The organism is Kitasatospora sp. NPDC017646, assembly GCF_044329365.1.
In the GTDB taxonomy this organism is placed as follows: Bacteria; Actinomycetota; Actinomycetes; order Streptomycetales; family Streptomycetaceae; genus Kitasatospora.
Window position 1 is genome coordinate 135,284 of record NZ_JBIRJC010000006.1, and the last position, 24,456, is coordinate 159,739.

Annotated in this window: 17 protein-coding genes and 1 pseudogene; 13 read left to right on the top strand and 5 right to left on the bottom strand. The window is 73.2% G+C overall.

What is annotated here, in order from left to right:
* The first annotated feature begins 124 nt into the window (after window positions 1-124).
* Window positions 125-766 carry a TetR/AcrR family transcriptional regulator gene (locus ACH4J0_RS12750; protein WP_396239185.1) on the top strand — a complete coding sequence of 214 codons (642 nt, stop codon included), beginning with the start codon at window positions 125-127 and terminating at the stop codon, window positions 764-766.
* A gap of 162 nt (window positions 767-928) precedes the next feature.
* On the opposite strand, the gene ACH4J0_RS12755 is transcribed toward ACH4J0_RS12750, so the two are convergent.
* Window positions 929-1,531 (bottom strand): TetR/AcrR family transcriptional regulator, encoded by a 603-nt coding sequence (locus ACH4J0_RS12755; protein ID WP_396239187.1) that lies wholly within the window; start codon window positions 1,529-1,531, stop codon window positions 929-931.
* Window positions 1,532-1,587: 56 nt separating this feature from the next.
* Here ACH4J0_RS12755 and ACH4J0_RS12760 point away from each other — a divergent pair, with 56 nt between their 5' ends.
* Both ACH4J0_RS12760 and ACH4J0_RS12765 read left to right on the top strand, forming a co-directional pair.
* Entirely contained in the window at window positions 1,588-2,505 is a 918-nt protein-coding gene (locus ACH4J0_RS12760; RefSeq protein ID WP_396239189.1) for an alpha/beta fold hydrolase, read from the top strand.
* Window positions 2,506-2,645: 140 nt separating this feature from the next.
* Complete coding sequence (locus ACH4J0_RS12765) at window positions 2,646-4,712, top strand: phosphocholine-specific phospholipase C (RefSeq protein WP_396239191.1); 2,067 nt, start codon at window positions 2,646-2,648, stop codon at window positions 4,710-4,712.
* 96 nt (window positions 4,713-4,808) lie between these two features.
* On the opposite strand, the gene ACH4J0_RS12770 is transcribed toward ACH4J0_RS12765, so the two are convergent.
* The 3 genes from ACH4J0_RS12770 to ACH4J0_RS12780 all read right to left on the bottom strand — a co-directional run bounded on the left by ACH4J0_RS12770 (window position 4,809) and on the right by ACH4J0_RS12780 (window position 7,208).
* The gene (locus ACH4J0_RS12770; protein ID WP_396239193.1) at window positions 4,809-5,282 is read right to left on the bottom strand and encodes an SLATT domain-containing protein; all 474 of its coding nucleotides are present in this window, start codon (window positions 5,280-5,282) and stop codon (window positions 4,809-4,811) included.
* 97 nt (window positions 5,283-5,379) lie between these two features.
* The gene (locus ACH4J0_RS12775) at window positions 5,380-6,084 is read right to left on the bottom strand and encodes a sirohydrochlorin chelatase (RefSeq protein ID WP_396239195.1); all 705 of its coding nucleotides are present in this window, start codon (window positions 6,082-6,084) and stop codon (window positions 5,380-5,382) included.
* On the bottom strand, window positions 6,084-7,208 hold the full coding sequence (locus ACH4J0_RS12780; RefSeq protein ID WP_396239197.1) for a uroporphyrinogen-III synthase: 1,125 nt from the start codon (window positions 7,206-7,208) through the stop codon (window positions 6,084-6,086). Before ACH4J0_RS12780 ends, ACH4J0_RS12775 begins: the two co-directional genes overlap by 1 nt.
* A gap of 192 nt (window positions 7,209-7,400) precedes the next feature.
* Between ACH4J0_RS12780 and ACH4J0_RS12785 the strand changes: the two genes are divergently transcribed.
* The 8 genes from ACH4J0_RS12785 to ACH4J0_RS12820 all read left to right on the top strand — a co-directional run bounded on the left by ACH4J0_RS12785 (window position 7,401) and on the right by ACH4J0_RS12820 (window position 21,871).
* Window positions 7,401-9,578 carry a molybdopterin oxidoreductase family protein gene (locus ACH4J0_RS12785; RefSeq protein WP_396239489.1) on the top strand — a complete coding sequence of 726 codons (2,178 nt, stop codon included), beginning with the start codon at window positions 7,401-7,403 and terminating at the stop codon, window positions 9,576-9,578.
* Complete coding sequence (locus ACH4J0_RS12790; RefSeq protein WP_396239199.1) at window positions 9,575-10,777, top strand: NAD(P)/FAD-dependent oxidoreductase; 1,203 nt, start codon at window positions 9,575-9,577, stop codon at window positions 10,775-10,777. Before ACH4J0_RS12785 ends, ACH4J0_RS12790 begins: the two co-directional genes overlap by 4 nt.
* Window positions 10,774-13,383: a nitrite reductase large subunit NirB gene (nirB, locus tag ACH4J0_RS12795; protein WP_396239201.1), complete on the top strand. Its 2,610-nt coding sequence runs from the start codon at window positions 10,774-10,776 to the stop codon at window positions 13,381-13,383. The genes ACH4J0_RS12790 and nirB overlap by 4 nt, the downstream gene beginning before the upstream one ends.
* Window positions 13,380-13,739, top strand: a complete 360-nt coding sequence (gene nirD / locus ACH4J0_RS12800; RefSeq protein WP_396239203.1) for a nitrite reductase small subunit NirD — start codon at window positions 13,380-13,382, stop codon at window positions 13,737-13,739. Before nirB ends, nirD begins: the two co-directional genes overlap by 4 nt.
* Entirely contained in the window at window positions 13,736-15,067 is a 1,332-nt protein-coding gene (locus ACH4J0_RS12805) for a nitrate/nitrite transporter (protein WP_396239205.1), read from the top strand. Before nirD ends, ACH4J0_RS12805 begins: the two co-directional genes overlap by 4 nt.
* A gap of 109 nt (window positions 15,068-15,176) precedes the next feature.
* Window positions 15,177-18,932: an ATP-binding protein gene (locus ACH4J0_RS12810; protein ID WP_396239207.1), complete on the top strand. Its 3,756-nt coding sequence runs from the start codon at window positions 15,177-15,179 to the stop codon at window positions 18,930-18,932.
* Window positions 18,933-19,033: 101 nt separating this feature from the next.
* Complete coding sequence (locus ACH4J0_RS12815; RefSeq protein ID WP_396239209.1) at window positions 19,034-19,648, top strand: hypothetical protein; 615 nt, start codon at window positions 19,034-19,036, stop codon at window positions 19,646-19,648.
* Between the two features lie 237 nt (window positions 19,649-19,885).
* A complete protein-coding gene (locus ACH4J0_RS12820) occupies window positions 19,886-21,871 on the top strand; it encodes a putative Ig domain-containing protein (RefSeq protein WP_396239211.1) in 1,986 nt (661 codons plus the stop codon).
* A gap of 96 nt (window positions 21,872-21,967) precedes the next feature.
* On the opposite strand, the gene ACH4J0_RS12825 is transcribed toward ACH4J0_RS12820, so the two are convergent.
* A complete protein-coding gene (locus ACH4J0_RS12825) occupies window positions 21,968-22,426 on the bottom strand; it encodes a hypothetical protein (RefSeq protein WP_396239213.1) in 459 nt (152 codons plus the stop codon).
* Between the two features lie 316 nt (window positions 22,427-22,742).
* On the opposite strand from ACH4J0_RS12825, the pseudogene ACH4J0_RS12830 reads away from it, so the two are divergent.
* Together ACH4J0_RS12830 and ACH4J0_RS12835 are read left to right on the top strand one after the other, a co-directional pair.
* Window positions 22,743-22,964, top strand: a pseudogene (locus ACH4J0_RS12830) (hypoxanthine oxidase); the annotation flags it as partial.
* Between the two features lie 308 nt (window positions 22,965-23,272).
* A complete protein-coding gene (locus ACH4J0_RS12835) occupies window positions 23,273-24,454 on the top strand; it encodes an alpha/beta hydrolase (RefSeq protein ID WP_396239215.1) in 1,182 nt (393 codons plus the stop codon).
* The last annotated feature ends 2 nt before the right edge of the window (window positions 24,455-24,456 follow it).

The window sequence follows — 24,456 nt, forward strand, 5'->3', positions numbered from 1 at the left end:
CGGACAGCCCTTCCTCGCGCGGCGGACAGCATGCGGCCCCGCCGAAACTAGTTGCACTCACCGTGCAATGCGTACACTTGCACTCGCGGTGCAAGAATGTCAACGAGAGGGCGGAGGAGCCCACGTGAAGCGGACCGAAGCCGCCGCGCCCGTCACCGACGGGCGGACGGAACGCGGGCGGCAGACCCGCGAGAAGATCGCCGACGCGATGCTGTCGCTGATCGACGAGAACCAGGCGCACTTCCCCGCCGACAAGGTGGCCGAGCGGGCGGGGGTGTCGCGCCGGCTGGTGTTCCACCACTTCGCGGACATGGCCGAGCTGGCCGAAGTCGCCGTCAATCGCCGTCTGGAGCAGCTCGCGGCCCAGATCAGGCCGCTTCCCACCGAAGGGCCGCGCGAGCTGCGGGTGGCCGCCCTCACGGAACAGCGGGCGCGCATCCTGGAGGGTGTCACCCCGGCCAGGCTGGCCGTGATGCGACTGGAGAACCCGTCCCCGCGGATCCAGGAGGCCGTGCAGCAGATGCTGGACTTCGCCCGCCTGCGGCTCACCCAGGTCTTCGCCCCGGAACTCGACACGCTGCCCGGGCCTGCCCGTACGGACCTGCTCCACGGGCTGGACGCGGTGACCACGTGGAGCGCCTGGTACCACTGGCGCAGCAGCGGGCTGGGCACCGAGCAGGCGCGCCGCACCATGGCGGCGACCGTGAACGCGCTCCTGGCCGGAGCAGGTGCTGGGGCGGGGGCCGAGGCGGGGGCCGGGGACTGAACGGACGCCAGGACCTGTGAGTGAGCGGCCCCGGCGCCCGTGGTTGCGCTGTCCGCGGGGCACGGCCAGGAGCTGATGGTCGGAAGGTGTCGGGGCGGGGGGCATGCCGCAACGGGCTCCGCCGTTCTCCGTCCGCCGTTCTCCTCGGGAGCCGAGTCGCCGTCAGCGGGGGAGGATCCGGCCGAGGTGGTAGTGGAGGACGGCGGTGGCCTCGTCCGCCGTGCGCTGGCGGAGCAGGACGCTCAGCCCGAGGCCGGCGGAGACGGCGAGGAGGACGACGGCCTCCTGGCGGGCGTCCAGTCGGGGGTCGGCGGTGCCGGCCCACTGGGCGGCCGTCAGCTGGGCGACCAGGAAGGCTTCCATCTCGTCGGGGGCGGCGAGGAAGGCCTGTCCGGCGAGCGCGGGGTCGGTGACGGAGAGTACGGCGTACTCGGTGTAGATGAGGTGGAAGGCCCGGCTCTCCTCGTCGGTGGGGACGGCTTCGAGCAGGACGGCCTCGACGATGCCGCGCGGGTCGGCGGCCGCGCCGGTGGCGCGGACGCGGCGCCGGACCCGCTCTCCCATGCGAGTGGCGAGGCGGGTCATGGCTGCGAGGAGCAGCTGCTCCTTGGTGTCGAAGTAGTACTGGACCAGCCGCACCGAGACGCCCGCCTCGACCGCCACCGAGCGCATGGTGACGGAGTGCAGGCCGCTGCTCGCCGCCGAGCGGAGCAGGGCGTCGATGATGTGGGCCCGCCGCGCCTCGTGATCCACCAGCTTCGGCATCGGGTTCCTTTCGGATGTTTTTGTGGTACAACCATACCATCAAACCGGGAGGGATCATGACCAGGACCAGCGTCGGACACTTCACCAGCGAGGCGGCGAGGACGAAGTTCCTCGACGCGTACGACCGGGCGATGGAGCTGTGGCCGAGCCCGCGCCGGGAACTCGACGTCGAGACCGGCTACGGCACCGTCCACGTCCACCGCTACGGCGCGACGACCGGCGAGCCGATCGTGCTGCTGCACGGTCACGCCGGGCACCCGTCCAACTGGTACCCGCAGATCGCGGCGCTCGGCGAACACCACCCCGTGTACGCGATCGACACGCTCGACGACCCCGGCCGCAGTGTGCAGCGGACCGTCGCGGCCGGGTCGGCGGAGAACGCGGCCTGGCTCGGGGAGGTCCTCGTCGGCCTCGGGCTGGACCGGGTCCACCTGGTCGGCGTCTCCTACGGCGGCTGGCTGGCGCTCAACCAGGCCGTCCACGGGCCCGAACGGCTCGCCTCCGTCACTTCGCTGGACCCCGGCGGGATCGAGAAGGTGCCCATGCGGTTCTACGTCCACATGGTCGCCGGCCTGTTCGGCATGCTCGCCCCGCCGCCGCTGCGCCCGGCGGTCGGCCGGCTGCTGGCCAATCCGGCGCTCAGCGCGCCGCGCGCGATGATCGCGCCGATGATGCTCGCGATGCGCGGCTACAAGCCGAGCAGCCGCCCGCCGGCCCGGCCTTTCACGGACGAGGAGTTGGCGTCCGTCCGGCTGCCCGCGCTGGTGCTGGTGGGCAGGCGCAGCGCGCTGCTGCGCCCGCGCCGGGTGGTGGAGCGGGTGAGGGCGCTGATCCCGGACGTGCGGGCGGAGATCGTGGACCGGGCCGGCCACGGGCTGAACCTGGAGCGGCCCGAGCTGGTGAACGAGCGGCTGCTGGGCTTCATCGACGCAGTCGGGCGGGAGCCACGGGCGGCACGGGCCGGGGGTCGGTGACCGGGCGGGCAGGGGGCGCGGGGCACCGCCCACGGCCCGTCAGGTATAACTTCTCCGCCACCCCGGCTACCGGGCGGTAGTCGTCCGGCTACCGAACGGTCGCGGGCGCCGGAGCTGTCCACACTTCTCGGAGGCCTCACGTGTCACCCGTCACCCGTCGTACCTTCCTGGGCTCGGCCGCCGCCCTCGGCGCAGCCATCGGGCTGGACACAGCCCTGCCCGGAGCGCTGTCCAGCGCGTCCGCCACCACGACGGGGACGATCCGCGACGTCAAGCACGTCGTGGTGCTCATGCAGGAGAACCGCAGCTTCGACCACTACTTCGGCACGCTGAAGGGCGTGCGCGGATTCGGTGACCGCACCGCCGTCCGGATCGCGGGCGGCACCAGCGTGTTCGAGCAGCCGAACGGCAGCGGGCGGCAGTACCCCTGGCAGCTGAGCAAGACCAAGACCTGGTGGTGGGGCGTCAGCGCCGAGCAGCTGGCGCAGTGCGACGGCTCGCTCGACCACTCGTGGTCCACCCAGCACAAGGCGTGGAACAACGGGAGGATGGACTCCTGGATCGCGGCCAAGGGCTCGGACCGCACCATGGGCTTCATGGCCCGCGAGGACATACCGTTCCACTACGCGCTGGCCGACGCCTACACCATCTGCGACGCGTACCACTGCTCGATCCTCTCGGCCACCGGCCCCAACCGCACCTACCTGTGGTCCGGCACGATCGACCCGGGCGCCACCGCGGGCGGTCCGGCCTACGACGGGGGCTCCGAGTCGGGCCTGCACTGGCAGACCTATGCGGAGACCCTGCAGAACGCGGGCGTCAGCTGGAAGGTCTACCAGAACGCCCACGACAACTTCGGTGACAACGGCCTCGCCTACTTCAACCAGTTCACCGGCGCGCCGAGTTCGAGCCCGCTCGTCCAGCGCGGCATGGGCTCGGTGCCGAGCACCGGCTCGACCCCGGACGACATCGCCGCCGCGATCAGGGCCGACGCGCTCGCGGGCACGCTGCCCCAGGTCTCCTGGGTGGTGGCCAGCCAGCTGTTCTCCGAGCACCCGGACGGCCCGCCGGAGAACGGCGCCCACTTCGTCAACCTGGTGATCCAGGCGCTGGCGGCCGACCCGGAGGTCTTCGACTCGACCGTCCTGTTCCTCAACTACGACGAGAACGACGGCTTCTTCGACCACGTGCCCCCGCCGGTGGCGCCGGCCGGCACCGCCGGCGAGTTCTACCAGGGCACCAACATCGGCCTCGGCTTCCGCGTCCCGATGATCGTGGTCTCGCCGTGGACGCGCGGCGGCTGGGTCGACTCCCAGGTCTACGACCACACCAGCGTCATCCGCTTCCTGGAGACCTGGACGGCCGCCCTGGGCACCCCCGCCGTCTGCCCCAACATCAGCGCCTGGCGCCGGCAGGTCTGCGGCGACCTCACCGGCGCCTTCGACTTCACCAACCCCGTCCACGGCCTGCCCGCGCTGCCCGACACCAGCGCCACCCTCAGCCAGGCCGCCGCCAACGTGCAGATCAACCCGAGCCCCGGCACCAACGCCATGCCCACCCAGGAGCCCGGCACCAAGCCCGCCCGCGCCCTGCCCTACCAGCCCAACGCCTGGGTCGACCGGATCGAGACCGGCGCCGACGGCCGGATACGGCTCTGGATCGAGCTGGCCAACCAGGGTCCGCAGGCCACCGCCTGGGCGCACTACTCGGTCTACGCCGACGCCTACCGCAGCGGCGGCCCCTGGCAGTACACCGTCGCCCCGTACGACGCCGCCACCGGCACCGACGGCAGCGCCCGCGACGCGTTCGACATCGGCGCCGGCTACGGCAACGGACAGTACGACCTCACCGTGCTCGGCCCCAACCGCGCCCTGCGCCGCTTCGCGGGCAACGTGACCACCGGGGGCGGGACGGTGGAGGCCACCACCTCCTACGCGGCGGCGCCGGACACCGGCGACCCGGCGGTCTGGTTCACCATGACCAACACCGGGACCAGCGCCGTCACCTTCACCATCACCGCGGGCAACTACCGCACCGGCACCTGGACCTACCAGGTCGCCCCCGGCGCGACCGTCAAGGACTACTTCAACGCCGTCACCATCGCGCAGGGCTGGTACGACTTCACCGTCACCGTCAGCAGCGACCCCAGCTGGATCCGCCGTGCCGCCGGACACATCGAGACCGGGGCCGCCAGCGTCACCGGCTGAACCGGCACCCACGGGCGGCTGGACGCGAGGCCCCCGGTCCACCGGGCCGGGGGCCTCGTCGCTGCTTCCCGGACGTGGGGGCCGGGGCGGTGCGGGTCACGCGCTCGACGACGGCACGGCTTCACGGCGCTGCTCCAGCCACGTGCGGCTCAGGTCCTCCCAGACCGCCTGGTACCGGTCGAAGACGGCGTCGAGCCGGTGACGTGCCAGGTCCTCGGGGGCCGTCGACGCCACCAGGTACTCCAGGTCGTCGGCGAGCCGCCGGAAGCGGTACTGCGCCTCCTCCATCAGCACCCACCGCGAGCGCCAGTTGAAGAACGGCTCGGCGGCTGCCAGGGCCGTCACCAGGGCCACCAGTGCGAAGGCCAGGTCCGTCCATTGGTGCAGGCCCAGCAGGATGGTGGAGGCGGCGGACAGCGCCAGCGTCAGTAGCTTGATCACGGACGCGCGCCGACGGAAACGCTCCTTCTTCCCGCGGGCGTAGTCGTGACCCTGCCGGATCTTGCCCAGCAGGAGAGCGGCCGTCTCCGCCGGGGTGAGCCCCACGCCCGGTCCGTCGTTCTGATCCACCGTGCCCCCTCATCGTCTACCCGCGGTGCGGCTTGAGCCGCCTACGGGATCAGGCAGACGGTAGCCGAGGTGGGGCTCCGGCGGTTCGGCGGACCGGTCAGGCGGCGGCGGGGAGTTCGGCCGCCGTGCGGGCCCGGTCGTAGCGGTGGAGGACCAGGCGGGCGACGGCGGGGTGGGCGGCCAGGGGTGCGCCGGTCCACCGGGCGGGGGCCGCGGCGGCGCGGCGGGCGAAGAAGCCGGGGCAGAGGAGGTAGGTGGCCAGGGCGACGGCGGGGTGGCCGGTGGCCCGGAGGGCGGCCACCGCCTGGTGGGGGGTGGGGGTGGCCGCCGAGAGGTGGGCGGGGGTGACGGGGTGGCCGAGGCGGGTGGCGAGGAGGTCGGCCATCCGGTCGGTGTCGGCGAGGGCGGTGGGGTCGGAGGAACCGGCACCGGCCAGCACCACGGGTGCGTCGGCGGGGGCGCCGGCCTCGGTGAGGCGGTCGGCGAGGGCCTCGGCGAGCAGCGGGTGGGGGCCGAGCGCGGGGGCGAGGTGGGTGAGCGGCAGTCCGGCGGTGGCGAGGGCGGCGGGCAGGTCGACCCGCAGGTGGTAGCCGGTGCCGAGGAGGAGGGGGACCAGGATCGGCCGCTGATCGGAGAGCTGGGCCAGGGCCTGGCCGAGCGTGGGTCGGGCGAGGTCCAGGAAGCAGCAGCGGACGCTCAGTTCGGGTCGGAGCGAACGAACCAGCCGGAACAGGGCGCGGGTCGAGGTGACCGCCGCCGGGTCGCGGCTGCCGTGGGCGACGGCGAGCAGCACCGGTGCCATCAGCCTGCAGCCAGTCGGTAGCCGCGTTTGGGCACGGTGCGGATCAGCGTGGCGTGCGGCCCGAGAGCCGCGCGGAGCCGGCCGACCGCCGCTTCGACCGCGTGTTCGTCGGCCGTCGCGTCCGGCCAGGCCGCGCGCAGCAGGTCGGCGCGGCTGAGCACCCGGCCGGGGCGTTCGGCGAGGGCCCGCAGCACCGCCGCGCCGCGCGGGCTGAGCCAGTGGCTCTCGCCGTCGACCAGGGCGGCGTTCCCCTGGAGGGTCAACACCTGCCCGGCGATGTCGACTTCGCGGCGGGCCCGGCCGGGCAGGGTGTCCGCGAGCAGCCGGACCAGTGCGCCGAGGCGGCCGCGTTCGGGGTGGACGGCGGGCAGGCCTAGGTCGGTGAGCGGCCGGGCGCACAGGGCGCCGACGCAGACCGGCAGCACGTCCTCGCGCAGCGCGTCGAGCAGTGCCTCGTACAGCCCGTCGGCCCGTGCGACGGCGAGCAGGGCGGTGATCGCGGGTGCGCTGGTGAAGGTGAGCGCGTGCACCTGGCGGCGGACGGTCTGGTCGAGGAGCCTGCGCACCGCGCCCGGGTCCTCCGGCGGCGCCCAGCGGTAGACGGGGACGGAGATCACCTCGGCACCCCGTTCGCGCAGCGCAGTCGCGAAGGAGTCCAGGCGGACGCCGTGCTCCTGGACGGCGATCCGGCACCCGGCCAGCGGGCGGGCGAGCAGCCAGGTGAGCAGTTCGTCGGTGGCTTCGGTGGCGGGGGAGTAGCGCTCGTCCAGTCCGCTGGCCCGCACCGCCCCGGTGGCCTTGGGGCCGCGGCTGAGGACCACCGCGCCGCGGCAGGACTCGGCGAGGGCGGCGCCCCGGCCCCAGCCCTCGGCTGCGCTCATCCAGCCGCGCCAGCCGACGCCGGTGGTGGCGACCACGTAGTCGAGCGGGGCGGTGAGGCAGCGTTCGGTGGCCTCGCGCAGGGCGAGGTCGTCGGCGAGCGGCAGGATGCGCAGCACCGGTGCCTCGACCACCTGGGCGCCGCGCCGGGCGAGCAGGGCGGTGAGCTCCTCGCGGCGGCGTGCGGCGGTGACGCCGACGATGAAGCCGGTGAGCGGTCCTGGCGGGGTGAGGGTCGGTGCCATGCGGGCCAGCCTCCGCCGCGCGTGTTACGGGGGCATTGCCCGGCCGTCACCTGCCGGTAAGCGAAGATGCCTCTGCGGTTACGTCAGATGTCGGGGCGTGCACCCTGGCGGCCGGGCGGCGTGAGCGAGGTGTACCGCGGCCGCAACACGGTCGAAGCGGTCGTGAAACAGCGGGCGGCGACCTTTCTCGGCATGACGCCGACCAGCCCCGCCGCCCTCGCCGCGGCCACCGACACCCACTGCCCGTACTGCTCGTTGCAGTGCGGCATGCGGCTGTCGCCGGGCCCGAGTGCGCTGCGCCCGAGTGCGCCGGGCCCTGATGCGGTGGGCCCGAACGCGCCGGGCGCGGACACGGTGGTCGAGGTGCTGGAGCGCCCGGAGTTCCCGGTGAACCGGGGCGCGCTGTGCGCCAAGGGCCGGACGGCGCCCGCGTTGCTGGCCCGGGGCGCCCGGCTGACCGGTCCGCTGCTGCGCGACCGGCCCGGCGCACCGCTGCGCTCGGCTAGCTGGCCGGAGGCGCTGGACCGGGTGGCCGCCGGGCTGGCCCGGACCCGGGCCGAGCACGGTGCGGACGCGGTGGGCGTGTTCGGCGGTGGCGGGCTGACCAACGAGAAGGCGTACCTGCTGGGCAAGTTCGCCCGGGTCGTGCTGGGCACCGCCAACATCGACTACAACGGCCGGTTCTGCATGTCCTCGGCCGCCGCCGCGCACCGCCGGGCCTTCGGACTGGACCGCGGCCTGCCGTTCCCGCTGGCCGACGTCCCCCACACCGGCTGCCTGATCCTGGTCGGCGGCAACCCGGCCGAGACGATGCCGCCGGCCGTTCGCTACTTGCGCGAACTGCGCGAGAACGGCGGAAAGCTGATCGTCGTCGACCCGCGGCGCACCCGGACGGCGGAGCTGGCCGACCTGCACCTCCAGCCCCGTCCGGGCGGCGACCTGGCGCTCGCCCTCGGCCTGCTCCACCTGGTGATCGCGGACGGCCTGGTGGACCGCGGGTTCATCGACCGGCGGACGACCGGCTTCGACGCGGCCCGCGAGTCGGCGATGGCCCACTGGCCGGACCGGGTGGAGCGGATCACCGGCGTCCCCGTCCACCAACTCCGCGCGGCGGCGCGGACGTTCGGCGGGGCCGCCACCGGCATGGTGCTCACCGCGCGCGGCCCGGAGCAGCAGAGCAAGGGCACCGACACCGTCGGCGCCTGGATCAACCTGTGCCTGGCCACCGGCAACGCGGGCCGCCCGTACGCCGGTTACGGCTGCCTGACCGGCCAGGGCAACGGCCAGGGCGGGCGCGAGCACGGCCAGAAGGCCGACCAGCTGCCCGGCTACCGCTCGATCGAGGACCCGGCGGCGCGCGAACACGTCGCCGCCGTCTGGGGGGTGGACCCCGCGTCGATCCCCGGCCCGGGCCGGTCCGCGTACGAGCTGCTGGACGGCCTCGGGCAGCCCGGCGGCGTCCGGGCGCTGCTGCTGGCCGGCTCCAACCCGGCGGTCTCCGCGCCCAACGCCGGGCACGTCACCGAACGGCTGCGCGCGCTGGACCTGTTGGTGGTCGCCGACCTCGTCCTCTCCGAGACCGCCCGGCTCGCCGACGTCGTGCTGCCGGTCACCCAGTGGGCCGAGGAGGACGGCACCACCACCAACCTGGAGGGCCGGGTGACCCTGCGCCGCCGCGCCCTCGACCCGCCGGAGGGGGTGCGCAGCGAGCTGTGGCTGCTGCGCGAACTGGCCGCCCGGCTGGGCGTGCCGGAGGGCTTCCCGGTCGAGGCCGAGCAGGCCTTCGCCGAGCTGCGCCGTGCCTCGGCCGGCGGCGACGCCGACTACGCAGGCATCAGCTACCAGCGGATCGCCGCCGAGGACGGGGTGTTCTGGCCCTGCCCGTCCGAGGAGCACCCGGGCACCCCGCGGCTGTTCCTGGACCGCTTCGCCACCCCGGACGGCCGGGCCCGCTTCGTCCAGGTCACCCACCGCCCGGCCGCCGAGGAGCCGGACGCGGCGTACCCGCTGTACCTGACCACCGGCCGGGTGCTCGCCCAGTACCAGAGCGGCGCGCAGACCCGCCGGGTCGCCGAGCTCAACCGGGCCGCGCCCGGCCCGTACGTCGAGCTGCACCCGCGGCTGGCCGAGCGGCTCGGGGTCGCGGACGGCGAGCCGGTCGCGGTCACCAGCCGGCGCGGGCGGGCCGTCGCCCCGGCGCGGATCACCGACGCCATCCGGCCGGACACCGTGTTCATGCCCTTCCACTGGGCCGGCGCGGGCCGCGCCAACAGCCTCACCAATCCGGCGCTCGACCCGGTCTCCCGGATGCCGGAGTTCAAGCTCTGCGCCGTCCGGGTCGAGCGCGCCCACCTGGAGGTGACGACATGAGGATCGCCGTGGTCGGAGGCGGCATGGCGGCCGCCCGCTTCGCCGAACGGTACGCCGCCCTCGGCGGGGCCGGCGCGGTGACCGTCTACGGCGCGGAGCCGCGAGCCCCGTACAACCGGGTGCTGCTCGCCGAGGTGCTGATCGGTCGTTACGACGCCGAGTCGATCGCGCTGCCGCTCGGCGGGGCCTCGGTCCGGCCCGGCTGCGAGGTCGTCGCCCTCGACCTGGGGGCCCGCACCCTGGGGCTGGCCGACGGCACCGTGGAACCCTGGGACGAACTGGTGCTCGCCACCGGCGCCAACCCGGCGCTCCCGCCGGTGCGCGGGCTGCGCCGGACCGACGGGTACGGGCTGGCCGAGGGCGTGCACACGCTGCGCACCCTGGAGGACTGCGCCCGGCTCGCCGAGGAGGCCGTCGGGGCGAAGCGGGCGGTGGTGATCGGGGGCGGGGTGCTCGGCGTGAGCGCAGCCCGGGCGCTGGCCGCGCTCGGCGTCCGTACCGAGATCGTCCACCAGGCACCGCACCTGATCGAGCGCCAGCTCGATCCGGAGGCCGCCGCCGTGCTGCGCGAACGCCTCCAGGCGCTCGGTGTCGACTGCTACACCGGCAACCGCGCCCGGGCCGTCCACGGCGGCGAGCGCGCCGGATCGGTGGAGCTGGCCAGCGGCTACCGGCTGGACTGCGACCTGGTCGTGCTCGCCTGCGGTACCCGCCCGCGCACGGCGCTCGCCCACGCCGCCGGGCTGCCCGTCGCCACGGGCGTCCTGGTGGACGACCGGCTGGCCGCCGCCCCGCACGTGTCCGCGATCGGCGACTGCGCCGAGCACCGCGGCACCGTCCACGGACTCGCGGGCCCCGCCTGGGAACAGGCCGACGTGCTGGCCCGCCGCCTCTCCGGCGCCGAGCCCGACGCGCGCTACTCCGGCACCAGCCCGCGCGCCCGGCTCAGCACCGGTGACCTGGAGTACGCGGCCTTCGGCGCCGTCGACGAGACCCTCGACCCCGGACTCGACGTGCTGCGGCTCACCGACGCCACTCGCGGCAGCTACAAGAAGCTCGTCCTGCGCGGCGACCGGCTGGTCGGCGCCATCCTGCTCGGCGACCTGGCCACCGTGGACGCGCTGGCCGGCGCCTTCGCCGACGGCGGAGCCCTCGCCGGCCACCCCCTGCACCTGCTCACCCAAGGAGTCCCTCGATGACCGGAAGTACTGGGATGACGGCGGACGACCGTACGGTCCGCGACCTCGTCCTGGTCGGCCACGGCATGGTCGGCCAGCGCTTCCTGGAGGCCTGGAGCGAGCAGCCGGCCGCCCGCGGGTGGCGGGTCACCGTGCTCGCCGAGGAGCCCCGGCCCGCCTACGACCGGGTCCACCTCAGCTCGCTGTTCTCCGGCAGCACGCCGGAGGACCTCGCGCTCTGCCCGTCCGGCTTCCTCGCCGAGCACGGCATCGACCTGCGCCTGGGCGACCCGGTCAGCACGATCGACCGGGCCGGGCGGACCGTCACCACCCGGTCCGGTACCGAAGTCCGGTACGACGTCCTGGTGCTGGCCACCGGCTCGGTGCCCTTCGTTCCGCCCGTGCCCGGCACGGACGCGCCCGGCTGCCACGTCTACCGCACCATCGAGGACGTCGACGCCATCCGCGCCGAGGCCGCCACCGCCCGCACCGGCGTGGTGGTCGGCGGTGGACTGCTCGGCCTGGAGGCGGCCGGCGCGCTGCGGGCCGGGGGCCTGGCCACCCACGTGGTCGAGTTCGCGCCCCGGCTGATGGCCGTCCAGGTGGACGACGGCGGCGGCGCCGCGCTGCGCCGCAAGATCGAGGAGCTGGGCGTCACCGTCCACACCAGCGCCGGTGCCAGCGGCGTGCTCACCGGCCCGGACGGCAGGGTCCGCGGCCTCGCCCTGTCCGACGGCCGGGAGCTGCCCGCCGACCTGGTGGTCTTCTCCGCCGGGGTGCGCGCCCGCGACCAGCTCGCCCGGGACTGCGGACTGCCGGTCGGCCGGCGCGGCGGCGTCGTGGTCGACGCCCACTGCCGCACCGAGGACCCTGCCGTCCTGGCCATCGGCGAGTGCGCCGAGGCCGTCGACGGGCGGGTCTACGGGCTGGTCGCCCCGGGCTACCAGATGGCCGAGACGGCGGCCCGCACCATCGCGGAGCAGCAGGGGACGGGCTTCACGGGTGCGGACACGTCCACCAAGCTCAAGCTGCTCGGCGTCGACGTCGCCAGCTTCGGCGACCCGCACGGCAGCGCCGAGGGCGCGCTCGACGTGCTGTACAGCGACAGCCGCAGCGGCGTCTACCGCAAGCTGGTGATCGGTGCCGACGGCGCGCTGCTCGGCGGCGTCCTGGTCGGCGACACCGAGGGCTACGGCGCCCTGCGCCCGCTGGCCGTCGCCGGGAAGCCGCTGACCGTCGCGCCCGAACAGCTGGTGCTGCCGGCCGGATTCGCGGGCTCCGCCGGGCCGGTCGCGCTGCCCGACGAGGCGGTGCTCTGCTCCTGCCACAACGTCACCCAGGGCGCGGTGCGGGCCGCCGTCCGCGAGCAGGGCGCCGACAGCGTCACCGCCGTCAAGAAGTGCACCCGGGCCGGCACCGGCTGCGGCAGCTGCCTCAAGCAGCTCGGCACCGTCGTCAAGGAGGAGCTGGAGGCCGCCGGGGTCTCCACCGTCCAGGGCCTGTGCGAGCACTTCGCCCACAGCCGCGCCGAGTTGTACGAGATCGTCCGGGTGACGGGGCTGACGAGCTTCTCCGAACTGCTCGCCGGGCACGGCGTCGGCGGCGAGGGCTGCGAGATCTGCAAGCCGACCGTCGCCTCCATCCTGGCCAGCCTCGGCAACGGCCACATCCTGGACGGCGAACAGGGCGCCCTCCAGGACTCCAACGACCACTTCCTGGCGAACCTCCAGCGCAACGGCTCCTACTCGGTGGTGCCCCGGGTGCCCGGCGGCGAGATCACCCCCGAGGGGCTGATCACCATCGGCGAGATCGCCCGCGACCACGGCCTCTACACCAAGATCACCGGTGGCCAGCGGATCGACATGTTCGGCGCCACCGTCGACCAACTCCCATTGATCTGGCGCAAGTTGGTCGACGCCGGGTTTGAGTCCGGGCATGCCTACGGAAAGTCGCTGCGCACCGTGAAGTCCTGCGTGGGCGAGACCTGGTGCCGCTTCGGCGTCCAGGACTCCACCACCCTCGCCATCGAACTCGAACTGCGCTACCGGGGGCTGCGCTCCCCGCACAAGCTCAAGGCCGCCGTCTCCGGCTGCGCCCGCGAGTGCGCCGAGGCGCAGAGCAAGGACTTCGGCATCATCGCCACCTCGGCCGGCTGGAACCTCTACGTCGGCGGCAACGGCGGCATGACCCCCCGGCACGCCGACCTGCTCGCCGCCGACCTCGACCGCGACACCCTCGTCCGCACCATCGACCGCTACCTGATGTTCTACATCCGCACCGCCGACCGGCTGGAACGCACCTCGGTCTGGCTGGAGCGACTGGAGGGCGGCCTCGACCACCTGAGGGCCGTCGTCCTCGACGACTCGCTCGGCATCGCCGCCGACCTCGACGAACTGATGGCACGTCACATCGACGGCTACCGCGACGAATGGGCCGAAACCCTGGCCGACCCCGACCGGATGCGCCGCTTCGCCTCCTTCGTCAACGCCCCCGGCACGCCCGACCCCGCCGTGACCTTCGTCCCCGAACGCGGCCAGATCCGCCCCGCCCGCCCCGGCGAGGCCGGCCACACCCTCGACGCCCCGGTGCTGGTCGCCGGGGCCCGACTGGAGGTGCTCACCCCGTGACCGTACAGATCCACGACGGCAACCGCTGGCAGACCGTCTGCACCCTCTCCGACCTCCAACCCGGCCGCGGCGTCGCGGTGCTGCTCCCGGAGGCCGGCCAGGTCGCGCTGTTCCGCGACAGCTCCGGGCAGCTGTACGCCGTCGACAACCTCGACCCCTTCAGCGGCGCCCCCGTCCTCTCCCGCGGCCTGCTCGGCAGCCGCGGCGACCGGCCGACCCTCATCTCGCCGATGTACAAGCAGGTGTACGACCTCACCGACGGGCGCTGCCTGGACGAGGACACCACCCCCGACGGCGCCCCCGCCGTACTGCGCCGCTGGCCGGTCCGGGCCCTGGACGCGGAGGCGGCGGCATGACCGCCGCCGTCGAGGCCAGAGCGGCCGCCCCGCTGACCGGCTGGGACCCGGAGGACGAGGAGTTCTGGGCGCGCGACGGCGCCCGGATCGCCCGGCGCAACCTGGTCCTGTCCGTCCTGTCCGAGCACATCGGCTTCTCGGTGTGGAGCCTGTGGTCGGTGCTGGTCCTCTTCCTCGGCCCCGAGTACCACATCGACACCGCGGGCAAGTTCACCCTCACCGCCCTGCCGACCGCGCTCGGCGCCCTGCTCCGGCTGCCGTACACCTTCGCCGTCGCCCGCTTCGGCGGCCGCACCTGGACGGTGGTCAGCGCCCTGCTGCTGCTCGTGCCCACGGCCCTCGCGGCGGTGGTGCTGGAGCCCGGCGTCCCGTACGGCACCCTCCTCGCGGTCGCCTGCGTGGCCGGGGTCGGCGGCGGCAACTTCGCCTCCTCGATGGCCAACATCAACGCCTTCTACCCGCACCGGCTCAAGGGCTGGGCCCTGGGCGTCAACGCGGGTGGCGGCAACCTCGGCGTCCCCGCCGTCCAACTCCTCGGCCTGCTGGTCCTGGCCACCGCCGGTGCCACCCACCCCCGGCTGCTGCCGCTGATCTACCTGCCGCTGATCGTGCTCGCGGCGGCCGGGGCCCGGTGGCGGATGGACAACCTTCCGGTGGCCCCCAGCGGCGAGGGCCGCGCGCTGCGCGAGGTCGCCCGGGACCCGTACGGCTGGGCCGTCTCCACCCTCTACGTCGGCACCTTCGGCTCCTTCATCGGCTTCGGCTTCGCCTTCGGACAGGTGCTCCAGGTGCAGTTCCACGACCGCTTCGACACCCCCGTCAAGGCCGCCGCCCTCACCTTCCTCGGCCCGCTCCTCGGATCGCTCCTGCGCCCGGTCGGCGGCCGCCTCGCCGACCGCCACGGCGGCGCCCGGGTGACGCTCGCGACCTTCGCCGCCATGGGCGCCGGCACGGCGGTGGTGCTCGCCGCCTCCCGGACGGGCTCGCTGCCGCTGTTCCTCGGCGGGTTCATCGCGCTCTTCGTGCTCAGCGGGATCGGCAACGGCTCGACCTACAAGATGATCCCGGCCCACTACCAGGCCCTCGCCCACGCGGCGATCGCCGCCGGAGCCGATCCGGCGGCCGCCGAGGCCGACTCCCGCCGCCGGGCGTCGGCCCTGATCGGCCTGGCGGGCGCGATCGGCGCCTTCGGCGGCGTCCTGGTGAACCTGGCCTTCCGTCAGTCCTTCCAGGCCAGCCACAACGGCGACACCGCCTACCTGGCCTTCCTGGCGGCCTACCTGCTGTGCTCGGCGCTGACCTGGACGGTCTGGCTCCGGCGGCGGTGAGATGGACTCCCTTCGCCGCGGTCCTGACGGCGGCGAAGGAGCGATTGCCTTACGCTCGTTGCCCTGCACATGGGGAGGGCAACGAGCGGTGAGCCAAACGTCGAACTCGATGAGCGGCGTTGTCTGCGGGGCGGCCGTGCAGGCCGGGACCATCGAGAACCTGCACCTCCACCAGGGCGAGCGGGCCCCTGGGCCCACGGATGACGATCCCTGGGCGCGGTGCGCGGCGGAGTCGCGCGCCTGGCGTCACGTCCGGGCGGACCGGGGGGTGGAGCCGTACCGGAGTGTGGCGCTCGCGGTGGTACGGCAGCTGGGCGGGCTGCGGGACGAGGTGGGGCCCGCAGAGGACCCGTGGCAGGATCCAGGGGTCGCCGTGCGCTTCGCCGAGCGGGTCGGCTGGCTGCTCGGGGACGATCCGCTGGACCTGTACCCGGCAGAGGCGGCGCTGCTGGTCGTGATGCCGTTCCTCTACCGGGTCCGCTCACTGCGCCTGGCGGCCGCGCGGGCTTTCGTCCGGCCGACCGACCTCCGGCCGAGTGCGGAGGCCGACGGCGACCGGGCGGCATACGAGCAGTTCATCGAGTCCTACGACCTGCTTGCGCATCGTGCCCGGACTCGGCCCGGCTCGGCGGCACCGCTGGGGTGGTGGCTCTTCCACCGCTGGCTCGCCCAGCACGAGGACCTCGCGGACCCGGACGGCGTCCGCGAGCTCCTCGACCAGCTGCCGGCGCTGGCCGAACTCGGCGAGACCTTCTTGCCGAAGCGCATCTGCGCCCTCCTGCACGGCCTGCGGCGAGGTCCGGATGTCGGCAACCGCGACTATCTCGCCGGTCTCAGCGCGGACGACCACCTGCGGGCCCCGGGCGAACAGCACGTCCGCGAGCCGCGGTTGGCCCTGCTGCTGGCCTTGGCCTACGGCACCGCCATCGAGATTACCGCCTTGCCGGAGATCGTCGTCGAACACCTCGGCATCCCGCACGAGGTCGACCTCGCCGAACTCCGGCGCACTTTGGAGGACGCCGCCTGGGGCGGCTCCTACGACCTGCCGGTGCTCCGTGCCGAATGCCATCACGAGGCCGTCGTCGAAGGACTGCGCGAGTACACCGCCCGGGCCGACGAACTCCTCCACGCTGTCCGCCGCGTCCTCACCGACCACCCGCTCCCCACCCGCCTCACCTCCGACAAGGCCGCCCCCGCCTCTGGCGCATTCACCGGCTGGGCCCGCTTCCGCCTGGACGAACGCCGCGTCCGCAGCCTCCTCATGGGCGTCGAGCTCTACCGCGACCGGGACCTCGCCGTCCGCGAGCTCTACCAGAACGCCCTCGATGCCTGCCGCTACCGCCGCGCCCGCACCCAGTATCTGGACCGCACGCACCCGCTGGCCAACTACGCCTACGAGGGCCGCATCGAGTTCCGCCAGGACGTGGACGAGAACGGCCGCGCCTACCTGGAATGCCAGGACAACGGCGTCGGCATGGGCGAGGCCGAGCTGCGCGGCGTCTTCTCCAACGCGGGAGCCCGCTTCGCCGAGCAACTCGACTTCAAACTCGAACGCGCCGAGTGGCGGAAGACGGACCCGCCGGTAGAGCTGTACCCCAACAGCCGCTTCGGCATCGGTGTGCTGAGCTACTTCATGCTCGCCGACGAGATTCAAGTCACCACCTGTCGCATGGACGCCACCGGCCAGCTGGGTCCGCAGCTCGAGGTCTCCATCTACGGCCCCAGCCACCTCTTCCGAATCGTCGAGCGGTCGGCGAAGGGGTGTGAACCCGGCACCACGGTCCGCCTGTACCTGCGGGATGACATCGAGCTGGGGGAGTCTTGGTCCGTCCTGGACGTCCTCGAACGCCTCCTGGGCATAGCGGAGTTCGACACGACGGTTGTCCACGGCGAGCGGACGGCCGGGTGGCAGGCGCAGGAGCTGAGGCCGCGGGAGGCCCCGCACGACGAGTCATTCGGGTTCAACGCGGGTGGCCGGTTCGTCCCCTGGGCGGCTGCTCCGGACGGTGCGCAGGTGGTGTGGTGCGAGCGGGGCGGAGCACTGCTGGTCGACGGCCTGGTGGTCGAGCCGGAGCTCGTCCGAGGCGTCTTCTCCCGGGGACGCGCCGGGCTGACCGGGGCGGTGGTGAACCTGAACGGGGACCTGGCGCCCGGAAAGCTGTCGGTCGATCGCCGACGCGTGATCAGTGATCTCGCGCCGACGGTGCGGGCTCTGCTGGAGGCAGCGGTGGGCGAACTCGTGCTCAATGACTCGGAACTGCTGAGCATGGAGTGGATCCAGCGATTGGCGAAGGACAGCCTCTGCCTGGCGGATCTGGTGGCCGCCGCACTCGTGCGGAACGGGAGGGTGCTCGTGCATGGCGGGGTGTCGTTCGACACCAGCCGGACGGGCGTCTTCCTCCCGGATGCCGAGATCCTCACGGAGTCTGAAGAGGACGACCTGGTTCGGCGGAAGGTCTACGGCGGCGTTCCAGATCACGTCCTGCTCTGGCGGCTGATGGCTCACGGAGGTGAGCGGGTACCGGCGGAGGTCGTCAGCCTGTGTCCGGAGATAACAGTGGCCCGGGTCCGTGCTGCTATGCCGTCCGACCTCGCTGTACTGGCACCACGTAACCGCGACGGCGACTCCAGATCCTGGCGCGCCACGACGTGGGGAGACGACTGGATCCCGGACCTCATGACGGAGCTCGAGATCTCGCAGGAGGAGGCGCGTGCCAGGGCTGCGGGCCTCGGAGTCCTCGCACGCAGGACGGTGAACCGGCGGACGGCGCCGCGTGAGCTCCGGGCGACCGTCAACGATCTCCTGGTCCTGGCCGACATCAAGGACATCTCTGTTGCAGACGCGGCAGACGCCAAGGTGCGTGCTGGGTGGACCGTTGAGCGTGATGCCCTGGATCTTGCGATCGCCGTGGACTCGGACTCCGTGTTCCTCTGGATGCGAACAGGAGGAGGAAAGCTCTGGAGCGGCCCTCAGCCGGGAGGATCGGTCGAGCCCGGGCACATTGCCAAGGCGGCTCGGCTGCTTGGCATGTCGACCGATCAGGTTTGCACGACGATCCGGCAGTACGGGGTCGGGGCGGAGGGCTTGGGCCTGCCGCAGAACCCGTCGGACGAGCTCATCGAGCTGCTCAGCCGAAACCTTGATGGTGAGGGCCCGTGGCTCAGCCGTGCTGTGGATGTGCCCGCGAGGCATCTCCTCCGGGCAGCCGCGAAGCTGGGCATCGAGCCAGCGAGGATCGCTGAGATGCTGACGGAGTGCGGATTTCGGCTGTGCACCATCCCGGCGGATGCGAGCGTCGTGGATCTGGATCTCTTCGGGAGCTCGCGGCTGACCTACGATCGGCTGTTTGACGTGGCCCGGGCCCGCAAGACCACGTTGGCTGCGGTGGTCGACAGGTACCGGGTGTTCGGCATCGACCTTTTGATGACGCTACCGAAGACCTTCACCCGCTTGGATACAGAGCTGTTCTCGGCCGACAGCGCGATGAACTGGAACGGCCTGCGGGTGACGGAGACCATTCCGTTCGCGCGGGTGATCCTGGCGGCGAAAGCTCTCCACCGAAACCCGAGATCACTCGTACGGCACCTGAACTCGCGCGGTCTCGCGGTGTCCTGTGACGATCTGCCTGCCGGACTGACTCTGGACGAAGCGGTGGAGCTCTTCAGAAGTCCGGGAACGAGGTCCTTCGTGGTGAGCCGAGTCCAGAATGCCCAATTGGTCCGGCTGCTGGAGCTGTCGAGGCGAACCGGTCATTCGATGTCCCAGATCGCCGCCTGGTTGCGGGAGTGGGGTATCCCCACACCCGACCCCGCTGAGACCATTCGTGCCGCCCTGACCCGGGTGCCGATGGCCGAGCCCTCCTGAGCGTCGAAATCCACCTCTGAACAGGGCTACTCCGTCATAACCCCGTGTTCTACAGTTCTGTAGAATTAAGGGTTGGCGCAACCGCACAACGGGGGAACAGCATGGACAGACCGCTTCGACTGCCGCAGCAGGACCGGGCCGACTTCGAGACCGAACTCGGCAGGGCGCTGGCCGCGCCGCAGGTGGTGGCGGCGCTGCGGGACAGCGGGGACGAGGCGCGGGGGGTGGAGCGGCTGCGGCGGACGGCGCGGGACAATGCCGAGTACGTGCTGGCCGCGGCGGCGCCGGAGTACGAGCGGTACGCGCTGTTGCGGGCGGATGCCGATGCGGAGGCGCGGCTGCCGGTGGCCGCGCCGGCGGGGGAGCGGGCGTCGGGGTGGTGGGGGGTGCTGGGGGTGATCGTGCCGATCGTCGCGGTGGCGGCCGCGGTGGTGTTCCTGCTGCTCGGGTACGTGCTGGGGCTGGCCGAGGACACGGAGGTGCTGGGGCACGCGCTGCTGGGGGCCGGCTGGGTGGCCGCCGGGGTGGCGGCGGTGTCACTGCTGGTGGGCGGGCTGGGGCTGCTGGGGGCGGCCTCGCGGGCGAAGGCGGCGCCGGAGGAGGTGAGCGGACCAGGGGAGTTGGTGCAGGCCCGGGATGCCTGGCGGTCGGCGCTGGCGGAGCGCGGGTTGGTGCCGTTCCTGGTGGCGCAGGCGAACGCGGGTCGGCGGGCCTGACGGCGGGACCGCCAAGACCGGGTCGAGTCGGGTAAGGGGCAGTTAAAATCCCTGCCCCCGTGCGGGCTTGGGCCTTGTGTGCGCCGGTCAGTGAAATATCATATGGCGCATTGCACAGCGGTCCGGGCGAGATCCGGTTTCCATCCCCGCCGCATCCGGTTGACGAGCTGTCAGCTCCGTACGCGTACCGCAGACCGTGCACCCTTCCCCCATGTCACGAGAGACGGAACCCGACCCGTGTTCAGATTCCGATCCCGCACCTCCCGACGCGCCCCGCGCACCGCCCTGGTGGCGCTCGCGGCGGCCCTGGCCGGTGCCGCGCTCAGCAGCCCGCTGTCCGCGATGGCCGACTCCCACCCGACGCAGGCCGCCACCGTCGCCGTCCAGCCCGGCACCCCGAAGACCGCCGCCGCCCCGCAGAAGTCCGGGCCGCGCCGGGCCAAGGCGGCCAGGACCGGTCCGGTCGCCGCCGCGAACACCGGCGGCAAGAAGACACCGCAGCTGGTGGACGGCGCCGACCCGGGCACCGGTGGCAAGGACGGCGACGGCAACGTCGCGAACCAGTACGACCTCCAGGTCACCTACAAGGGCGGCCAGGAGTCGACCGGCGTGGTGATCGGCGCGCCCAAGGTCTACCTGGTGCTCTGGGGCTCCCAGTGGGGGACCGCGTCCACCAACGCGTCCGGCGACACCGTCGCGAGCGGTGACCCGGACCAGGCCGCCCCGTACCAGCAGGACTTCTTCAAGGGCCTCGGCAGCTCCGGCGACGGCTGGAGCGCCGTCCTGACCCAGTACTGCGAGGGCATCGCCACCGGTTCCGTGCAGTGCCCGGCCGGGTCCGCGCACATCCCCTACCCGCAGCAGGGCAGCGTGCTCGCGGGCGTCTGGGTGGACAACGGCGCCCCCGCGCCGCAGGCCGCGACCGAGCCGCAGCTCGGCGCCGAGGCGCTGGCCGCCGCCAAGCACTTCGGCAACCTGACCGAGGCCCAGAACCGCAACGTCCAGTACGTGATCGACTCGCCGCAGGGCACGGACCCGGACAAGTGGAAGGAGCTCGGCTACTGCGCCTGGCACGACTTCCAGCGCTCGCCGTACGGCCAGCTCGCCTACACCAACATGCCGTACCTGACGGACGTGGCCGGGTGCGGCACCAACTGGTTCGGCGAGAACACCCCGAGGGGCCGGCTGGACGGTTACGGGATCATCGGCGGCCACGAGTACGCGGAGACGGTCAGCGACCCGAACACCCCGGGTGGCTGGACGGACGCCACCGGCCAGGAGATCGGCGACAAGTGCGCCTGGATCCCCAAGGGTTCCAACGGCGGGCTGTTCTTCGAGGACCTGGCGACGGGCAGCTTCCCGTTGCAGACCCTGTGGTCCAACGCCGACCACCTGTGCATGGCCTCGGACCCGGTGGTGGCCAGCCCGCCGGTGTCGGTGAGCACGATGTGCGACCGGACCGACAAGGCCGGGCAGCCGTTGTCGATCCCGGCGGTGGGCGTGTCCAGCACCGGTTCGGCCCTCACCTACAGCGCCACCGGGCTGCCGCAGGGCCTGGCGATCGACGCGAGGAGCGGGGTCATCTCCGGCACCGCCGCCGCGACCAACGGCTACCAGCGGATCAACGTGACGGCGACGGACCCGGCGGGCAAGACCGCCTCCACCGGCTTCTGGGAGAGCGTCAGCGCGGGCGGTGGAACGGGCTGCGGCGGGATCGAGCAGCTCATCGACCCGGGCTTCGAGAACGGCTCGGCGGACGTCAACCACACGGTGATGACGGACTCCTGGGGCCCGTCGGGGTACAACATCATCACCCCGTCCAGCCTGCACGCGCCGCACGCGGGCTCGTGGTACGCCTGGCTCGGCCAGAACACCGGGACGGACGACTCCATCACCACCTACCTCAACACCTACCCGGGCTACGGGCAGGCGACCTTCTCCTTCTGGCTCGACACCGAGTCGACCAACACCTCCGGCTCCGCGCCCGACACGCTGTCGCTGGTGGCGATCGACCAGTACACCGGTCAGCCGCTCGGCACGGTGAGGACCTGGACCAGCCAGAACGCGACCGGTGGCTACCAGTACCAGTCGGTGGACCTCTCCCCGTTCATCGGGCAGGTCGGCTGGGGGACGACCATCGGCCTCAAGCTGGTCTCCCACGAGACCGGCGCGACCCCGGGTACCGCGTTCCTGATCGACGACGCCTCGGCCCGCGAGAGCTGACCGGGCATCCGGACTCCGGCCCCGGCACCGCGAGTTGCGGTGCCGGGGCCGGCGCGCCGTTCCCGGGGCCGCAGCCGTCCGGCGCCGTCGCACCGGCTACGGGGTGTCCGCGTTCGAGCGGGCGGCGTCGACCAGCAGATGGACGGCGTCGAGCGGCAGGTCCAGCCGGCGGGCGATCCACGGGGCCGGGCGGCCCGTCCTGGCGAGCATCCAGGCCGAGTACAACTGGCCCAGCTGCGGCGCGTGTTCGGCGAGCAGCAAGGGGCGGACGGCCTCCATCGGAAAGCCCTCCAGCGCGCGGGCGCTGTACTCCCGCCCATTGGGGCCCTGCGGGGGGAGCGGGAGCGGGCGGCGGGCGTCGAGCCAGCGGCTGAACAGGACCGCGGCGACGACCAGCAGGCCGGAACAGGAGACGCCGATCAGGGCGCCGCCGATGACCGGGCGGTCCTCCTCCTCGGCCAGGCCGAGGGCGACCTCCCCCAGGACGAGCAGGCCGAGGGCGGCGAGCAGGACCGCCGCATGGCGGGGGCGCGGGAGGAGTCGGGACGTCGTCATGGGAAACCTCTTCCTCGGCGGGGGTGCCGGGGGGTGGGAGCGGGCGCGGCGACTCACCTTCCGTACAACGGCGGCGGGCGGACAGGGGCACGCTGGGACGGGCCGGACGGTGAAGGCTCTTGCACCGGGTTGACGGACCGTCAAAGACTCAACCAAGTGCGGGAGTTCTGTTAACGGGGGCCAAATTCCACCTTCGGACCTGTCGACAGCATAGCCCGGCCATGTCAACTTCGACACCCTTGTCGAAGTTCGCCCGCGGAGCGGTCGGTTCCGCGGCACCCCCTGGAGGATCAACCAGCGCCGAGCGGGTGCGAATGTGCTGCGCTCCCCGCACCCGCACGCCCGGATCCTCGCCATCGACACCACGGCCGCCCTGCGCGTCCCCGGCGTGCACGCCGTGCTCACCCACCGCGACGCGCCCGAGCGGTTCTACTCCTCCGCCCGGCACGAGCACCCCACCGAGGACCCGGACGACACCCGGGTGCTGGACGACGTCGTCCGCTTCGTCGGACAGCGGGTCGCCGACGCGCTGGCCGAGCGGCTGGCCCCCTTCGCCGCCGACCACGCCCGCAGCACGCGCGCCCTGGTCCGGCTCGGAGCGGAGACGGTGGAGTGCGAGGGGCGCACCGTCCCGTTCAAGGAGCTGTACGAGGCCGCGCGCGACCGCGGGATGGAACTCTCCGCCGCCGGGCACTGGGGCGGCTCGCCGCGCTCGGTGGCCTTCAACTCCCAGTGGTTCCGGATCGCCGTCGACCCCGACACCGGGGAGAGAGGCCCCGGCTGCCGTGAGCGGGGCGAGCGGACTCCCCGGCCGGTGGTCCACAGTGGTAGGGGAGGCCGGGACCGATGGGACTCACCAGTCACAAGCTGCTGGCGCTGGCGGCGCTGCTGGCGGTGTTCACGGTGCTCGGCGTGCTCTGGGTCTGGCCGAGGCTCGCCGTCCGCAGCTGGCCGGCGGTGTTCCTGCGGCTCGGCACCATCGCCGTCACCCAGCTGTCGCTGCTCGTCGTGCTCGGGCTCGCCGTCAACGACTACTTCGTCTTCTACAGCAGTTGGTCGGACCTGCTCGGGCACGAGCACGGCGCCGGGGTCGTCCAGGGCACCGGCGGGACTCCGGGGAGTGGCGCGGCTCCGGGGACCGGCGGGAGCCCGGGAACCGCCCCGGGCGGCGGAGCGGCCAGGGTGCAGGTGCTCGGCACGGCCAAGATCACCGGCGTCGGGGCGGCCGGCCGGGACCCGGCCCTGATCGGCCGGCTCGACAGGGTCCGGCTGCCCGGAGGCACCACCGGCCTGAGCACCGACGGATACGTCTACCTGCCGCCGCAGTACTTCCAGCCCGGCGACGAGGGCATGCACTTCCCCGCCGTCCTGGTGATGACCGGCTTCCCCGGGGACGCCACCAACCTGGTCACCAAGCTGCGCTACCCGGCCACCGAACTCGAGCTGCTGGGCAAGGGCGCGATGAAACCGACCGTCCTGGTCCTGGTGCGGCCCTCGCCCGGCATGCCCCGGGACAGTGAGTGCGAGGACGTCCCGCACGGCCCGCAGGCGCAGAGCTACTTCACCACCGACGTGCCCGCCGACCTGCGCGCCACCTACCGGGTGCTCGGCGGACCGGGCAGCCTCGGCGTGATGGGCGACTCCACCGGCGGCTACTGCGCCGTCAAGCTCGGCATGGTGCACCCGGGCACCTTCCCGGTCGCGGTCTCGCTCTCCGGCTACTTCAAGGCGGCGGAGGACGTGACCACCGGCGACCTCTTCGGCGGCAGCCGGCAGCGCCGGAACGAGGCCGACCTCGACTGGCGCCTCGCCCACCTGCCGATGCCCGCGCTCACCGTGCTGCTCGCCGACAGCAGACAGGACGGCAGCACGTACGCCGACTCCACCGCCTTCGCGGCGAAGGCCCGGCCGCCGCTGGTGGTGGCCCAGGCGACGGTGGACACCGGCGGCCACAACTTCACGACCTGGGACCGGCTGGTCCCGCCCTCGCTCGGCTGGCTCAGCGCGCACCTGCCGGACCCGTCGTGACC

What these genes read in the sequence shown, in the direction of transcription:
- ACH4J0_RS12755 (WP_396239187.1), bottom strand. Translation starts at nt 1,531, where the DNA reads ATGCCGAAGCTGGTGGATCACGAGGCGCGGCGGGCCCACATCATCGAC.
- ACH4J0_RS12825 (WP_396239213.1), bottom strand. Translation starts at nt 22,426, where the DNA reads ATGACGACGTCCCGACTCCTCCCGCGCCCCCGCCATGCGGCGGTCCTG.
- ACH4J0_RS12790 (WP_396239199.1), top strand. Translation starts at nt 9,575, where the DNA reads ATGAGGATCGCCGTGGTCGGAGGCGGCATGGCGGCCGCCCGCTTCGCC.
- ACH4J0_RS12815 (WP_396239209.1), top strand. Translation starts at nt 19,034, where the DNA reads ATGGACAGACCGCTTCGACTGCCGCAGCAGGACCGGGCCGACTTCGAG.
- ACH4J0_RS12775 (WP_396239195.1), bottom strand. Translation starts at nt 6,084, where the DNA reads ATGGCACCGGTGCTGCTCGCCGTCGCCCACGGCAGCCGCGACCCGGCG.
- nirB (WP_396239201.1), top strand. Translation starts at nt 10,774, where the DNA reads ATGACCGGAAGTACTGGGATGACGGCGGACGACCGTACGGTCCGCGAC.
- ACH4J0_RS12835 (WP_396239215.1), top strand. Translation starts at nt 23,273, where the DNA reads ATGGGACTCACCAGTCACAAGCTGCTGGCGCTGGCGGCGCTGCTGGCG.
- ACH4J0_RS12780 (WP_396239197.1), bottom strand. Translation starts at nt 7,208, where the DNA reads ATGGCACCGACCCTCACCCCGCCAGGACCGCTCACCGGCTTCATCGTC.
- ACH4J0_RS12810 (WP_396239207.1), top strand. Translation starts at nt 15,177, where the DNA reads ATGAGCGGCGTTGTCTGCGGGGCGGCCGTGCAGGCCGGGACCATCGAG.
- ACH4J0_RS12785 (WP_396239489.1), top strand. Translation starts at nt 7,401, where the DNA reads ATGACGCCGACCAGCCCCGCCGCCCTCGCCGCGGCCACCGACACCCAC.
- ACH4J0_RS12805 (WP_396239205.1), top strand. Translation starts at nt 13,736, where the DNA reads ATGACCGCCGCCGTCGAGGCCAGAGCGGCCGCCCCGCTGACCGGCTGG.
- ACH4J0_RS12760 (WP_396239189.1), top strand. Translation starts at nt 1,588, where the DNA reads ATGACCAGGACCAGCGTCGGACACTTCACCAGCGAGGCGGCGAGGACG.